This is a genomic window from Streptomyces sp. CA-251247 (assembly GCF_050952975.1).
GTDB lineage: Bacteria > Actinomycetota > Actinomycetes > Streptomycetales > Streptomycetaceae > Streptomyces > Streptomyces achmelvichensis.
Genome location: NZ_CP191861.1, coordinates 1,382,616 through 1,396,925, shown reverse-complemented (window position 1 = coordinate 1,396,925; position 14,310 = coordinate 1,382,616). Strand labels below are relative to the sequence as shown.

General features: G+C 72.2%; 12 protein-coding genes. 10 read left to right on the top strand and 2 right to left on the bottom strand.

The window, feature by feature from the left end; all coding sequences use genetic code 11:
- Window positions 1-25: 25 nt before the first annotated feature.
- The 8 genes from ACQPWZ_RS06040 (at window position 26) to ACQPWZ_RS06005 (ending at window position 8,552) form a co-directional block, all read left to right on the top strand.
- On the top strand, window positions 26-1,135 hold the full coding sequence (locus ACQPWZ_RS06040) for a quinone-dependent dihydroorotate dehydrogenase (protein ID WP_356704582.1): 1,110 nt from the start codon (window positions 26-28) through the stop codon (window positions 1,133-1,135).
- A complete protein-coding gene (gene pyrF, locus ACQPWZ_RS06035; protein WP_340472072.1) occupies window positions 1,132-1,977 on the top strand; it encodes an orotidine-5'-phosphate decarboxylase in 846 nt (281 codons plus the stop codon). Before ACQPWZ_RS06040 ends, pyrF begins: the two co-directional genes overlap by 4 nt.
- A gap of 279 nt (window positions 1,978-2,256) precedes the next feature.
- Window positions 2,257-2,580, top strand: coding sequence for an integration host factor (locus ACQPWZ_RS06030; protein ID WP_005319887.1), 324 nt, complete (start codon window positions 2,257-2,259; stop codon window positions 2,578-2,580).
- 38 nt (window positions 2,581-2,618) lie between these two features.
- Window positions 2,619-3,200 carry a guanylate kinase gene (gene gmk / locus ACQPWZ_RS06025; protein ID WP_340472070.1) on the top strand — a complete coding sequence of 194 codons (582 nt, stop codon included), beginning with the start codon at window positions 2,619-2,621 and terminating at the stop codon, window positions 3,198-3,200.
- A gap of 53 nt (window positions 3,201-3,253) precedes the next feature.
- The gene (rpoZ, locus tag ACQPWZ_RS06020; RefSeq protein WP_028814064.1) at window positions 3,254-3,526 is read left to right on the top strand and encodes a DNA-directed RNA polymerase subunit omega; all 273 of its coding nucleotides are present in this window, start codon (window positions 3,254-3,256) and stop codon (window positions 3,524-3,526) included.
- Window positions 3,527-3,620: 94 nt separating this feature from the next.
- Entirely contained in the window at window positions 3,621-4,823 is a 1,203-nt protein-coding gene (gene coaBC / locus ACQPWZ_RS06015) for a bifunctional phosphopantothenoylcysteine decarboxylase/phosphopantothenate--cysteine ligase CoaBC (RefSeq protein WP_340472069.1), read from the top strand.
- 253 nt (window positions 4,824-5,076) lie between these two features.
- Complete coding sequence (gene metK, locus ACQPWZ_RS06010) at window positions 5,077-6,285, top strand: methionine adenosyltransferase (protein ID WP_340472068.1); 1,209 nt, start codon at window positions 5,077-5,079, stop codon at window positions 6,283-6,285.
- A 122-nt stretch (window positions 6,286-6,407) separates the two neighbouring features.
- The gene (locus ACQPWZ_RS06005) at window positions 6,408-8,552 is read left to right on the top strand and encodes a primosomal protein N' (RefSeq protein WP_405568412.1); all 2,145 of its coding nucleotides are present in this window, start codon (window positions 6,408-6,410) and stop codon (window positions 8,550-8,552) included.
- A 143-nt stretch (window positions 8,553-8,695) separates the two neighbouring features.
- Here ACQPWZ_RS06005 and ACQPWZ_RS06000 read toward each other — a convergent pair whose 3' ends face one another.
- Window positions 8,696-9,253 carry a hypothetical protein gene (locus ACQPWZ_RS06000; RefSeq protein WP_356704577.1) on the bottom strand — a complete coding sequence of 186 codons (558 nt, stop codon included), beginning with the start codon at window positions 9,251-9,253 and terminating at the stop codon, window positions 8,696-8,698.
- 251 nt (window positions 9,254-9,504) lie between these two features.
- Here ACQPWZ_RS06000 and fmt point away from each other — a divergent pair, with 251 nt between their 5' ends.
- Together fmt and ACQPWZ_RS05990 are read left to right on the top strand one after the other, a co-directional pair.
- On the top strand, window positions 9,505-10,449 hold the full coding sequence (gene fmt / locus ACQPWZ_RS05995) for a methionyl-tRNA formyltransferase (protein ID WP_433570850.1): 945 nt from the start codon (window positions 9,505-9,507) through the stop codon (window positions 10,447-10,449).
- A gap of 32 nt (window positions 10,450-10,481) precedes the next feature.
- A complete protein-coding gene (locus ACQPWZ_RS05990) occupies window positions 10,482-11,915 on the top strand; it encodes an RsmB/NOP family class I SAM-dependent RNA methyltransferase (protein ID WP_340472064.1) in 1,434 nt (477 codons plus the stop codon).
- Between the two features lie 113 nt (window positions 11,916-12,028).
- Here ACQPWZ_RS05990 and ACQPWZ_RS05985 read toward each other — a convergent pair whose 3' ends face one another.
- Window positions 12,029-14,191 (bottom strand): MMPL family transporter, encoded by a 2,163-nt coding sequence (locus ACQPWZ_RS05985; protein WP_433570849.1) that lies wholly within the window; start codon window positions 14,189-14,191, stop codon window positions 12,029-12,031.
- Window positions 14,192-14,310: the final 119 nt, after the last annotated feature.

Genomic DNA, 14,310 nt, shown 5'->3' with positions numbered 1-14,310 from the left:
TCATGAGGCCCCCGAGGACATCACCATGTACACGTTCTTCTTCCGTCTCGTCTTCCGGCGGATGGATCCGGAGCAGGCGCACCATCTGGCCTTCCGCTGGATCCGGCTGGCAGCCCGCGTCCCCGTCCTGCGCACCTTCGTCGCCGCTGTGCTCGCGCCCCGCCACAAGGAGTTGCGCACCGAGGCGCTCGGACTGCGCATGCACGGACCGTTCGGGCTCGCGGCGGGGTTCGACAAGAACGCCGTCGCCATCGACGGCATGTCGATGCTCGGCTTCGACCACATCGAGATCGGCACGGTCACGGCCCAGGCCCAGCCGGGCAACCCCAGGAAGCGCCTCTTCCGGCTCGTACCGGACCGCGCCCTGATCAACCGGATGGGGTTCAACAACGAGGGCTCGGCCGCCGTCGCCGAACGGCTCGCCGCGCGGAAGGCCGTCTTCCCGACCACCGTGGGCGTCAACATCGGCAAGACCAAGGCGGTCCCCGAGGAGGAGGCCGTGGGGGACTACGTGACCTCCACCGAGCGCCTGGCCCGCCACGCCGACTACCTCGTCGTGAACGTCTCCTCGCCGAACACCCCCGGCCTGCGCAATCTCCAGGCCACCGAGGCGCTGCGCCCGCTGCTGACCGCCGTGCGCGAGGCGGCCGACCGCACCGTCACCGACCGCCGTGTCCCGCTGCTCGTCAAGATCGCCCCGGATCTCGCGGACGAGGACGTCGACGCCGTCGCCGACCTCGCCGTGGAACTCGGCCTCGACGGCATCATCGCCACCAACACCACCATCGCCCGCGAGGGCCTCGGGCTCACCTCCGACCCGGCCCTGGTCAAGGAGACCGGCGGACTGTCCGGCGCCCCGGTCAAGGCGCGCTCGCTGGAGGTGCTGCGACGGCTGTACGCGCGCGTCGGCGACCGGATCACCCTGGTCGGAGTCGGCGGCATCGAGAACGCCGAGGACGCCTGGCAGCGCATCCTCGCCGGTGCCACGCTCGTCCAGGGCTACAGCGCCTTCATCTACGAGGGCCCCCTGTGGAGCCGCGCGATCCACAAGGGCCTGGCCGCCCGCCTGGCCACCAGCCCCTACGCCACCCTCGCCGAGGCCGTCGGCGCCGACACCCGAAAGGCGAACGCATGAGCCCCCTGGAACCCTTCGGCACCCGGCTGCGGACCGCGATGGACGAGCGCGGGCCGCTGTGCGTCGGTATCGACCCGCACGCGTCGCTGCTGAGCGAGTGGGGACTCGGCGACGACATCGCGGGCCTGGAGCGCTTCACCCGGACGGTCGTCGAGGCGCTGGGCGAGCACGTCGCCGTCTTCAAGCCGCAGAGCGCCTTCTTCGAACGCTTCGGCTCCCGGGGCATCGCCGTTCTGGAGCGCGCGGTGGTGGATCTGCGCGCGGCCGGCGCGCTGGTCGTGATGGACGCCAAGCGCGGCGACATCGGCTCCACCATGGCCGCGTACGCCGAGACCTTCCTGCGCAAGGGCGCGCCCTTGTTCTCCGACGCGCTGACGGTGTCCCCGTATCTCGGCTACGGCTCGCTGAAGCCGGCCGTCGATCTCGCCCGGGAGAGCGGGACCGGCCTGTTCGTCCTCGCCCTCACGTCCAACCCGGAGGGCGCGGAGGTCCAGCGCGCGGTGCGCGAGGACGGCCGCAGCATCGGCGCGACGATGCTCGCCCACCTGGCCGCCGAGAACGCCGGGCAGACCCCGATGGGCTCGTTCGGCGCCGTCGTCGGCGCGACGCTCGGTGATCTGTCGTCGTTCGACCTCGCCGTCAACGGTCCGTTGCTGGCCCCCGGAATCGGCGCACAGGGCGCCACGGCCGCCGATCTGCCGAAGGTCTTCGGCGCCGCGGTGCGCAATGTGGTGCCGAATGTGAGCCGGGGGGTGCTGCGGCACGGACCCGACCCGGCGGCGCTGCGCGCGTCGGCCGAACGCTTCGCGGACGAGGTCCGTTCGGCGGTTTCGGGGGTTTAGAACCGCTCCGGCGCGTCGACCTGCGACCTCATCGCCACTCCCGGCCGCGGCTTGTTGACAGATCTTTGGCCGAAATCAGGGGCGATATGCCCGAAAAGTCCTGGTCGATCGATGCTGACCAGGACTTTTCCGCTGTTCTCGCTGACTGGAGCGGTGATGGCCGCTAGTCTCCGTCGAAGAGTGAACGTGCAGTGCGTTGCTCGTTGCTCGCCTGGTGTGGGGCGACTAGGTTCCTCACCGGTCCGTATCCGACAGTTCGACATCCGAGGTGACGTAGGCGTGGCTCTTCCGCCCCTTACCCCTGAACAGCGCGCAGCCGCGCTCGAAAAGGCCGCCGCGGCTCGCCGGGAGCGGGCCGAGGTCAAAAATCGACTCAAGCACTCCGGTGCATCCCTCCATGAGGTCATCAAGCAGGGCCAGGAGAACGACGTCATCGGCAAGATGAAGGTCTCCGCCCTGCTCGAGTCCCTGCCCGGCGTCGGCAAGGTCCGCGCCAAGCAGATCATGGAGCGGCTCGGCATCTCCGAGAGCCGCCGTGTGCGCGGTCTCGGCTCCAACCAGATCGCCTCTCTCGAGCGCGAGTTCGGCGGCGGTGCCGCCTGACGTTTCCGGGCACCCCCGGGAACCTGGATAATCGCTGCATGGCAGCAGAGGTACGTCCGCGGCTGACCGTGCTCTCCGGCCCCTCCGGGGTCGGTAAGAGCACGGTCGTCGCGCATATGCGCAAGGTCCACCCCGAGGTCTGGCTCTCGGTGTCGGCGACCACCAGAAAGCCGCGTCCCGGCGAGCGTCACGGCGTTCAGTATTTCTTCGTCTCCGACGAGGAATTCGACAAGCTGATCGCCAACGGTGAGCTGCTCGAATGGGCCGAGTTCGCGGGCAACCGCTACGGCACGCCGCGCCATGCCGTGCACGACCGCCTGGAGGCGGGCGAGCCCGTGCTGCTGGAGATCGACCTCCAGGGCGCCCGGCAGGTGAAGGAGTCCATGCAGGACTCCCAACTGGTCTTTCTCGCCCCGCCCAGCTGGGACGAGCTGGTCCGCCGCCTCACCGGCCGCGGTACCGAGTCGACCGAGGTGATCGAGCGCCGGCTCACGGTCGCGAAGGTCGAGCTGGCCGCCGAGTCGGAGTTCGACACCACACTGGTCAACACCTCTGTCGAGGACGTGTCGCGCGAGCTGCTAGCCTTGATGGCGGTGTCTTCTTCGGATTCCGGGGAGTGAGTTCCGGATCCCAGCACCGTTTTCGCTTTTTCCCATCTGTCGGAAGGTAGAGCGTGTCCTCTTCCATTTCCACGCCCGAGGGCATCATCAACCCGCCGATCGACGAGCTGCTCGAGGCCACGGACTCGAAGTACAGCCTCGTGATCTACGCGGCGAAGCGCGCGCGTCAGATCAACGCGTACTACTCGCAGCTCGGCGAAGGCCTGCTCGAGTACGTCGGTCCGCTCGTTGACACCCACGTCCACGAGAAGCCGCTCTCGATCGCCCTGCGCGAGATCAACGCGGGTCTGCTGACCTCCGAGGCCATTGAGGGTCCGGCCCAGTAAGGCGTAGCGGTACTTTCATCCCAGGCCCGGCGGAACATCCGCCGGGCCTGTGGTGTGTCATGGGAGGGAAGCGAGCCGAGTGCGGGGAGACGCAGTGGACAAGCCGAAGGTCGTTCTGGGGGTCAGCGGTGGCATCGCCGCGTACAAGGCGTGCGAGCTGCTGCGGAGGCTGACCGAGTCGGGCCACGACGTCCGGGTGGTGCCGACCGCGTCCGCCCTGCACTTCGTCGGTGCGGCGACCTGGTCGGCGCTCTCCGGTCACCCCGTCTCGACCGAGGTCTGGTCCGACGTCCACGAGGTGCCGCACGTCCGCATCGGCCAGGGCGCCGACCTCGTCGTGGTGGCGCCGGCCACCGCCGACATGCTGGCCAAGGCCGCCCACGGGATCGCCGACGACCTCCTCACCAACACCCTCCTCACCGCTCGCTGTCCCGTGGTCTTCGCCCCCGCGATGCACACGGAGATGTGGGAGCACCCGGCGACCCAGGAGAACGTGGCGACGCTCCGGCGCCGCGGCGCCGTGGTCGTCGAGCCCGCGGTGGGACGGCTCACCGGGGTCGACACCGGCAAGGGCCGGCTGCCCGATCCGGGCGAGATCTTCGAGGTGTGCCGCCGGGTACTCGCCCGCGGCGCGGCCGAGCCGGATCTGGCCGGCCGCCATGTCGTCGTCAGCGCCGGCGGCACGCGCGAGCCGCTCGACCCGGTGCGGTACCTGGGCAACCGCTCCTCCGGTAAGCAGGGGTACGCCCTCGCCCGTACGGCCGCGGCCCGCGGTGCCCGGGTCACGCTCATCGAGGCCAACACCCACATGGCCGATCCCGCGGGGTGCGACGTCGTCCACGTCGGCACGGCCGTGCAGCTGCGGGAGGCGGTGATCAAGGCCGCGGCGGACGCCGACGCGGTCGTGATGGCCGCCGCGGTGGCCGATTTCCGGCCCGCCGCCTACGCCTCCGGAAAGATCAAGAAGAAGGACGGGCAGGAGCCGGCGCCGATCGCACTGGTCCGCAACCCCGACATCCTCGCGGAGATCTCCCACGAACGGGCTCGGGCCGATCAGGTGATTGTCGGCTTCGCCGCCGAGACCGACGACGTCCTCGCCAACGGCCGCGACAAGCTCCGCCGCAAGGGCTGCGACCTGCTCGTGGTCAACGAGGTCGGCGAGCGCAAGACCTTCGGCTCGGAGGAGAACGAGGCGGTGGTCCTCACCGCGGACGGCGGCGAGACACCCGTGCCGCACGGGCCCAAGGAGGCGCTCGCGGACACCGTCTGGGACCTGGTGGCCCCCAGGCTCGGGTGAATTCTTGATGGCGGATCGACAGATGGGCGAAAATCGGCCAAACCCGGCGTACCGACGGTGAAATCCGGCCCTCCTGCCGTTCCGCCACCCCTCCGCCGCAGGTGACAGTGGTCCCATCGGACTCCCACGGAGCGAGACAGGTGGACTGCCGGAGGAGGGCGACGGATAAACTGCCCATGGAACGTCGCGGGGCGCAGCCCCCTGCCGGTCCGCCAATGATCAGCCAGCAGCCGCTGCAACCCCAGGGAGCGATGTGTCCCGCCGTCTCTTCACCTCGGAGTCTGTGACCGAGGGTCACCCCGACAAGATCGCTGACCAGATCAGCGACACCATCCTCGACGCACTGCTGCGCGAGGACCCGACGTCCCGCGTCGCCGTGGAGACCCTGATCACCACCGGCCTGGTGCACGTCGCCGGCGAGGTGACCACCAAGGCCTACGCCGACATCCCCACGCTCGTGCGCAACAAGATCCTCGAGATCGGTTACGACTCCTCGAAGAAGGGCTTCGACGGCGCGTCCTGCGGAGTCTCGGTCTCCATCGGCGCGCAGTCGCCGGACATCGCGCAGGGTGTCGACACGGCGTACGAGAAGCGGGTCGAGGGCGATGAGGACGAGCTCGACAAGCAGGGCGCCGGCGACCAGGGCCTGATGTTCGGCTACGCCTGCGACGAGACGCCCGAGCTGATGCCGCTGCCGATCCACCTGGCGCACCGGCTCTCCCGCCGTCTCTCCGAGGTCCGTAAGAACGGGACGATCCCGTACCTGCGCCCCGACGGAAAGACGCAGGTCACCATCGAGTACGACGGCGACAAGGCGGTCCGTCTGGACACCGTCGTGGTCTCCTCGCAGCACGCGTCGGACATCGACCTGGACTCGCTGCTCGCTCCCGACATCCGTGAGTTCGTCGTCGAGCACGTGCTGAAGCAGCTCGTCGAGGACGGCATCAAGCTGGACACCGACGGCTACCGCCTGCTGGTCAACCCGACCGGCCGCTTCGAGATCGGCGGCCCGATGGGCGACGCCGGCCTCACCGGCCGCAAGATCATCATCGACACCTACGGCGGCATGGCCCGCCACGGCGGCGGTGCCTTCTCCGGCAAGGACCCGTCCAAGGTCGACCGCTCGGCCGCCTACGCGATGCGCTGGGTCGCGAAGAACGTCGTGGCCGCCGGCCTCGCCGCCCGCTGCGAGGTCCAGGTCGCCTACGCGATCGGCAAGGCCGAGCCCGTCGGTCTCTTCGTCGAGACCTTCGGCACCGCGACGGTCGACGTCGAGAAGATCGAGCAGTCCATCGGGGAGGTCTTCGACCTCCGTCCGGCCGCGATCATCCGCGACCTGGAGCTGCTGCGCCCGATCTACGCGCAGACGGCCGCCTACGGCCACTTCGGCCGCGAGCTCGCGGACTTCACCTGGGAGCGCACGGACCGCGTGGACGCGCTGCGTACGGCCGCGGGCCTGTAGCCCCGTACCTCCCGCACGGCCCGAGGCCCGGCACCCTTGAGGGGGTACCGGGCCTCGGCCGTGCTCCGGGGCCGCACCACGGCCCGGGCCCGCTGTCGGTGGCATCTGGTAGGAATTTGGCTGTGAGCAGCGACAACGAGCAGCCCGACGAGCCCGCCGCCGGTGGGCCGGAGCAGCTTGCGCTCATCCGGGAGACCGTCCGCAAGGCCAAGGTGCCCAAGGCCAAGCCGCGGACCTGGCGGGGTGCGGCGCTCGCCCGGGACCTGCCCGTGGCGCGGGTGATGGTCAACAAAGGCGTGCTGCACCTCGACCAGTACTTCGACTACGCCGTGCCCGAGGAGCTCGACGCCGACGCGCAGCCGGGGGTGCGGGTGCGTGTGCGCTTCGGCGCCGGGGGGCACCGGGTGCGCGACGGACGGCGCGAGGGCGGCGGTCTGATCGACGGCTTCCTCGTCGAGCGGCGTGCCGAGAGCGACTACGGCGGGGCGCTCGCCGCGCTCGCCTATGTCGTCTCGCCCGAGCCCGTGCTCGGCCCGCAGATGCTGGCCCTCGCACGTGCGGTCGCCGACCGGTACGCGGGGAGCCTCGCGGACGTCCTCCAACTCGCGATCCCGCCGAGGAACGGACGGGCCGAGTCCAAGCCGTCGCCCGACCCGCTGCCCGCGCCGCCGGTCCCCGAGCCCGGCAGCTGGACGCGGTACGGCCGGGGGCCCGCCTTCCTGGAGGCGCTGGCATCCGGAGGGACACCCCGGGCCGTGTGGACCGCGCTGCCCGGCCCTCGCTGGCCCGACGAGTTGGCGCGCGCCGTCGCCGCCACCCTCGCCTCGGGCAGGGGCGCCCTGGTGGTCGTGCCGGACGGGCGGCGTGCGGCGCGGGTCGACGCCGCGCTCACCGAGCTGCTGGGTGCCGGCCGGCATGCGCTGCTGACCGCCGAGTCGGGGCCCGAGAAGCGGTACCGCCAGTGGCTCGCCGTGCGCAGAGGCTCGGTGAAGGCCGTCGTCGGGACGCGGGCCGCGATGTTCGCCCCCGTGCAGGACCTCGGACTGGTCGCCGTCTGGGACGACGGCGACTCCAGCCACAGCGACGAGAACGCCCCCTTCCCGCACGTCCGAGAGGTACTGGAACTCCGCGCCACCCACGAGACCTGCGCGTTCCTGCTGGGCGGCACGAGCTGCACGGTGGAGGCGGCCCAGCTGGTCGAGAGCGGCTGGGCGCTGCCGCTGGCCGCCGACCGGGAGCAGGTGCGCACCGCCGCGCCACTGGTCCGTACGGTCGGCGACCAGGACCTGGCACGGGACGAGGCGGCCCGGGCCGCGCGGCTGCCCAGCGTGGCCTGGCAGGCCGTGCGGGAGGGGCTGAAGAGCGGACCGGTGCTGGTGCAGGTGCCCCGGCGCGGCTACGCGCCCCGCCTCGCCTGTGAGCGGTGCCGTACCCCGGCCCGGTGCCGGCACTGTGCGGGACCTCTCGAAGCACCGGACGCGCGTGATCTGACCTGCCGCTGGTGCGGGCGCGGTGCCACGGACTGGCACTGCGTGGCCTGCGGGGCTGCGCGGCTGCGGGCGAGTGTCGTCGGCGCACGGCGCACCGCCGAGGAGCTCGGCCGGGCCTTTCCCGCCGTCCCGGTGCGCACCTCGGGCCGCGACCATGTGCTGGACACCGTCCCGGCGCGGCCCGCGCTGGTGGTGAGCACCCCGGGTGCCGAGCCCGTCGCCGAGGGCGGCTACGCGGCGGCACTGCTGCTCGACGGCTGGGCGATGCTGGGGCGGCCCGATCTGCGCGCCGGCGAGGACGCGCTCAGACGCTGGATCGACGCGTCGTCCCTGGTGCGCGGCCAGAGCGAGGGCGGCACCGTGGTCGTCGTCGCCGAACCGACCCTGCGGCCCGTCCAGGCGCTCGTCCGCTGGGACCCCGTCGGTCATGCCCAGCGGGAACTGGCCGAGCGGGCCGAGCTCGGATTCCCGCCCGTGTCGCGGATGGCGGCCGTGACCGGCCGGGCGGATGTCGTGGCGGCCTTCATCTCGACGGCCGGACTCCCACCCGATGTGGAGGTGCTGGGCCCGGTACCGCTGCCTGTCGCGGACCCCGGCCGGCCGCGTCGGCCGGGCGATCCGCCGGTGGGGGAGAGCTGGGAGCGGGCGCTGCTGCGCGTTCCGCCGGGCAGCGGGGCGGCGCTCGCGGCTGCTCTGAAGGCGGCGCAGGCGGCCCGGATGGCACGCGGGGGTACGGACCAGGTCCGGATCAGGATCGACCCTCCGGACATCGGCTGAGGACCCGCCGCGGGGTGCTCGCTGCGTGGCGCGCCCGGTCCTCCACCGGCTGCGCACGTCCCACCGCCCCCCCCGTGGTCGTACGCGACGACAGACGGCTGCCCCCGTCCTCGCGGGCGGGGGCAGCAGCCGGGGGTGGAAGGTCAGCCGTTGCGCGGGCCGGGGAAGGCGCTCGGGCGGGCCTCCTCCCGGAGGGATTGGCTGGTGGCCGTCGGCTGCGGCGGCATGGTGCGGGCGGCGGGCACCGCGGGCAGCCCCGGCGCCGGCAGCCCCGGCGAGGGGATTCCCGTCGGCGGGAGCGTGCGCGTCGTCGTCTCCACGGCGTGGTCCCCGTCGACGGCCGCCTGCTGCGTGGCCCTGCGGGCGCCGTAACGGCGGTGGACGGCCTGCTTGGTGACCCCGAGCGCCGAACCGACCGCGTCCCACGAGAAGCCCAGCGAGCGGTCGAAGTCCACCGCCGCCGTCACCAGCGTCTCGACGCTGTCCCGCAGCTCCTGGGCGAGACGGACGGTCGGCGCGGGAGCCCTGCCGTAGACGACGAAGCCCGCGGAGGGGCCGGAGCGGCGGGGCCGGTAGACATTGCCCAGCTGCGCGGTGAGCGTGCGCAATGCGTCCACCTGCCGGCGGACCCGCTCGATGTCCCGCACCAACAGATGCAGACTTGCCCGGGCTTGGGCGTCGTGGGTTGCGTGGTCGGCCATTGGCAAGCCTCTCGAACCGGCGTTGAAAAGGGGGTGGGCCGCATCCTGGCGGCCCGTTTCGGTCAATCTCTCTTGACCAACGCGCCAGCGGGCGATGTGGTCACGCCTCGGGGGCGTGGACGCATATGCGTGGGGCGCGCGGCGGCCCGTACGCCCCCTGCGCCAGGGGCCCATAGACTGGTGTGCTGCTCGTCGACGCACGCGTCGCCGCCCCACCGCTCCATCCAGCCTGAGAGGCAGTCAGCCACCCCATGAAGCTCGTCTTCGCAGGCACCCCCGAGGTCGCCGTACCCGCTCTGGACGCCCTGATCGCCTCCGGGCGGCACGAGGTGGCCGCCGTCGTCACCCGGCCGGACGCGCCCGCGGGACGCGGACGGCACCTGGTCGCCAGTCCGGTCGCGCAGCGCGCCGAAGAGGCCGGGATCGAGGTGCTCAAGCCGGCCAAGCCGCGGGACGAGGACTTCCTGGCCCGGCTGCGGGAGATCGCGCCCGACTGCTGCCCCGTCGTCGCGTACGGCGCGCTGCTGCCGAAGGTCGCCCTCGACGTGCCCGCACGCGGCTGGGTGAACCTGCACTTCTCGCTGCTCCCGGCCTGGCGCGGCGCCGCGCCGGTGCAGCACGCCCTGCTCGCCGGGGACGACATGACGGGCGCCGCCACCTTCCTGATCGAGGAGGGCCTCGACTCGGGCCCGGTCTACGGCGTGATCACCGAGCAGGTGCGGTCCACCGACACCAGCGGCGATCTGCTCACCCGGCTCGCGTTCGCCGGTGCCGGACTGCTCTCGGCGACCATGGACGGCATCGAGGACGGCAGCCTGCACGCGGTGCCGCAGCCCGCGGAGGGCGTCTCGCTGGCGCCGAAGATCACCGTCGAGGACGCCCGCGTCGACTGGCGGGCCCCGGCCCTGCGGGTGGACCGCGTCATCCGCGCCTGCACCCCGGCGCCGGGCGCCTGGACGGAGTTCCGCGGCGAACGGCTCAAGATCGTGAACGCGCGGCCGGCCGCCGACCGCATGGACCTCACTCCCGGCGCACTCGCGGCCGGCAAGAACAACGTCCACGTCGGCACCGGGTCCCACGCGGTCGAGCTGCTCTGGGTCCAGCCGCAGGGCAAGAAGCCGATGCGCGCCGCCGACTGGGCCCGCGGGGTGCGGATCGCCCCCGGTGAGCGCGTCGGCGTCGCCGACGTAGGCTGAGGGGGTTGGACCCTTTCGATCGCGGAGCACCTTTGAACGAGCAGGCACGTCGCCGTACCCCCAAGCCCTACCGCCGCCCGAAGAAGGATCCGGTGCGGATCCTGGCCTTCGAGGCACTGCGGGCCGTCGACGAGCGGGACGCGTACGCCAACCTCGTCCTGCCGCCGCTGCTGAAGAAGGCCCGCGAGCAGGGCGACTTCGACGCGCGGGACGCGGCGCTGGCGACGGAGCTGGTGTACGGGACACTGCGCCGGCAGGGCACGTACGACGCGATCATCGCCACCTGTATCGACCGGCCGCTGCGTGAGGTCGATCCGCCGGTGCTCGATGTGCTGGCGCTCGGTGCCCATCAGCTGCTCGGCACCCGTATTCCGACGCACGCCGCGGTCTCGGCGAGCGTGGAGCTGGCGCGGGTGGTGCTCGGCGACGGGCGCGCCAGGTTCGTCAACGCCGTGCTGCGCAAGATCTCGCAGGACGACCTCGACACCTGGGTGGAGCGGGTCGCCCCGCCGTACGACGAGGACGCCGAGGACCATCTCGCCGTGGTGCACTCCCACCCGCGGTGGGTCGTCTCCGCACTGTGGGACTCCCTGGGCGGTGGCCGCGCCGGCATCGAGGACCTGCTGGAGGCCGACAACGAGCGTCCCGAGGTGACCCTCGTCGCCCGTCCCGGCCGCTCCACGACGGACGAGCTGCTGGCGGCGGTGGGCGAGGAATCAGCCCTGCCGGGCCGCTGGTCCCCGTATGCCGTACGGATGGCGGAGGGCGGCGAGCCGGGCGCGCTGGAGGCGGTACGCGAGGGCCGGGCGGGCGTGCAGGACGAGGGCAGCCAGCTCGTCGCGATCGCGCTGGCCGGTGCGCCGCTGGAGGGCGCCGACGAGCGCTGGCTCGACGCCTGCGCCGGTCCCGGTGGCAAGGCGGCCCTGCTGGCGGCGCTCGCGGCGCAGCGCGGTGCCTCGCTCCTGGCCGCCGAGAAGCAGCCGCACCGCGCGCGCCTGGTGGAGCGGGCGCTGGCGGGCAACCCCGGCCCGTACCAGGTCATCGCCGCGGACGGCACGCGCCCGCCGTGGCTGCCGGGCACGTTCGACCGGGTGCTCGTCGACGTCCCGTGCACCGGCCTCGGCGCCTTGCGCCGCCGCCCGGAGGCCCGCTGGCGCCGCCGTCCCGAGGACCTGGAGGGCTTCGCACCGCTCCAGCGCGCCCTGCTGCGCGAGGCGCTCAGCGCGGTCCGGGTCGGGGGAGTGGTGGGATACGCGACGTGTTCACCGCACCTCGCCGAGACGCGCGTGGTCGTCGACGACGTCCTCCGCGGCCGCGGAGGCGACCCGGTCGAGGCGGAACTCCTGGACGCGAGGCCCCTGATGCCGGACGTCCCGGCACTCGGCGACGGCCCGGACGTCCAGCTGTGGCCGCATCTGCACGGCACGGACGCGATGTATCTGGCACTGCTGAGGCGCACGGGGTGAGGAGTGTCGGGCCGACAGGCCCGAGGCTGCCCCGGCGGGTTCAGGGGCGGCCGCGAGGGACGCGTGTTCCGGCAGACAGACGCGGGCCCCTGCGCCCACGAGTGAGACCTTCGTCAGACCTTCGCCGGTTCCTCCGCCTTCGTCGGGGGCTCCTTCGGGTCCTCCTCGCGTGACATCGGGTGCGGCCACCACACCCTCGGGCCCGCGTCCAGGAACAGGGACGTGACCAGGACCGAGCGGACGACGAACGTGTCCAGCAGGACGCCGAGCGCCACCGCGAAGCCGATTTCGGCGAAGGCGACGATGGGGAGGGTGCCCAGCGCCGCGAACGTGCCCGCCAGAACCAGGCCCGCCGAGGTGATCACCGCGCCGGTGGCGGCGAGGCCCGTCACCACGCCCGCTCGTGTGCCCTGGCGGCCGGCCTCCTCGCGGATACGCGTGGACAGGAAGATGTTGTAGTCGATGCCCAGCGCGACCAGGAACACGAAGACGAACAGCGGGAAGTCCGTCGTCTCGCCCGCGAAGTCGAAGATGTAGCGGAACGCGAGCGCACTGAGCCCCAGCGCGGCGGCGAACGACAGCACCACCGTCGCGATCAGCAGCAGCGGCGCCACCAGGGCCCGCAGCAGGACCGTCAGTACCAGCAGGACGACCAGCAGGACCAGCGGGATGATCAGCAGGTTGTCGTGTCGGGTGGCGGTGTCCATGTCCAGCAGGGCAGCTGTGCCGCCGCCCACCTGCGCATCCGCGTCCGGGACCGCGTGGACCGCGTCCCGGACGCGTTCCACGGTGTCCTTCGCCGCCGCGCTGTCCGCGGGCGCGGTCATCGTCGCCTCGACGAGCACCCGCCCCTCGTGCACGGGCTTGGTGCCGGGCGGAACGGTGATCGAGGCGGGGACCACGCCGGGCGTGGACGCCACGGCCGCCCTCACCCGCCCGGCCTGTGCCGCGTCGCTGATGATGATCAGCGGGTCGCCGCTGCCCGCGGGGAAGTACTGCGCCTGGACCTCCTGTCCGACGATCGAGTCGGGCTTGTCCGTGAAGGAGTCCGCGTTGCTGATCCCCTCGGCGCGCAGCTGGGTCAGGCCGATCGAGAAGGCCACCAGAACGACCGCCGTGACGGCCCAGATCGCCCGCGGCCGCCGGGCGATCCACCGGCCCATCCGTGCCCACACTCCGGACTCCGTGGGCTCGGGTGAGCCGAAGTGCGGGATCACCGGCCAGAAGATCCAGCGGCCGAAGATGACGAGCAGGGCAGGGAACAGCGTGATCATGGCGATCAGCGCCACCGCCACCCCGATCGCTGCGACCGGGCCGAGGCCGCTGGTGGAGTTCATCTCGGCGAAGAGCAGGACCAGCATGCCGAGCACCACCGTGGCTCCGCTCGCCAGCACGGCCGGCCCCGCACGGTGCAGCGCGAGAGCCATCGCCTCGTGCCGGTCCTCGTGGCGGCGCAACTCCTCGCGGTAGCGCGCGATCAGCAAGAGGGCATAGTCCGTCCCGGCGCCGAAGACGAGGACCGTCAGAATGCCCGCGCTCTGCCCGTTGACGGTCAGACCGGCGTACTCCGCCAGCAGATAGATCAGTGCCTGCGCGGTGGAGAGCGACGCAACGGCCGCGATCACCGGCACCAGCAGCAGCGTGGGGCTGCGGTAGGTGATCAGCAGCATCACGATCACCACGGCGAGCGCCGAGACCAGCAGCGTCGAGTCGATGCCCTCGAAGGCCGCGGAGGAGTCGGCCGCCGTGCCGCCCGGACCCGTGACGTGCACCGCGAGGCCATCCGTCCCGGTCCCCGTCACCCCGCGGATCGAGTCCACGGCCGGGCCGATCCGCTCCCAGCCCTTCTCGTCCATGACGATGGGGACGAAGACCTGGGCCGCCCGCGGATCCGACGGCCGGTCCAGCACCGGACCGCGGACCTCGTCGCCCAGCACGCCGTGCGCGCTCAGCTGCTTCAGCTCGGCGACGTCCTCGGTGATACGCGCACGGTCGGCCGCCGTGAGGCCGCTCCCGCGGGCGTAGACGACGATGGCCGGAATGACCTCGGGCCTGAACTCCTCGGCCTCGTGCAGGACTTGAGTGGACTCCGCGCTGCCGGGCAGCCAGGACGCCGCGTCGTTGTCCTGGGCGTCGGTGAGTTTCTGCGCCAGGGGGAACGCCAGCACCATCACCGCCAGCCAGAGCACGACCACGATCCACTTGGCGCGTGGCCCGCAGACCAGGTGGGCGACGCCCCGGCGAGGCCGCATCCGTCCCGTGTTCCCGTCCGGCATGACGCCCCCATTGGCCTCGACCCTGGCCGAAAACGCCAGGATTGCACGGACTGTGCTGATCCCGGAGCCCTTTGGTCCGGACCGGAACCCGTACCGGGGAGGGGAAGACCCCCGGAACA

Excerpts from the sequence above, each read along its gene's own strand:
- ACQPWZ_RS05985 (WP_433570849.1), bottom strand. The coding sequence starts at position 14,191 with ATGCCGGACGGGAACACGGGACGGATGCGGCCTCGCCGGGGCGTCGCC.
- gmk (WP_340472070.1), top strand. The coding sequence starts at position 2,619 with ATGGCAGCAGAGGTACGTCCGCGGCTGACCGTGCTCTCCGGCCCCTCC.
- ACQPWZ_RS06040 (WP_356704582.1), top strand. The coding sequence starts at position 26 with ATGTACACGTTCTTCTTCCGTCTCGTCTTCCGGCGGATGGATCCGGAG.
- fmt (WP_433570850.1), top strand. The coding sequence starts at position 9,505 with ATGAAGCTCGTCTTCGCAGGCACCCCCGAGGTCGCCGTACCCGCTCTG.
- ACQPWZ_RS06000 (WP_356704577.1), bottom strand. The coding sequence starts at position 9,253 with ATGGCCGACCACGCAACCCACGACGCCCAAGCCCGGGCAAGTCTGCAT.
- pyrF (WP_340472072.1), top strand. The coding sequence starts at position 1,132 with ATGAGCCCCCTGGAACCCTTCGGCACCCGGCTGCGGACCGCGATGGAC.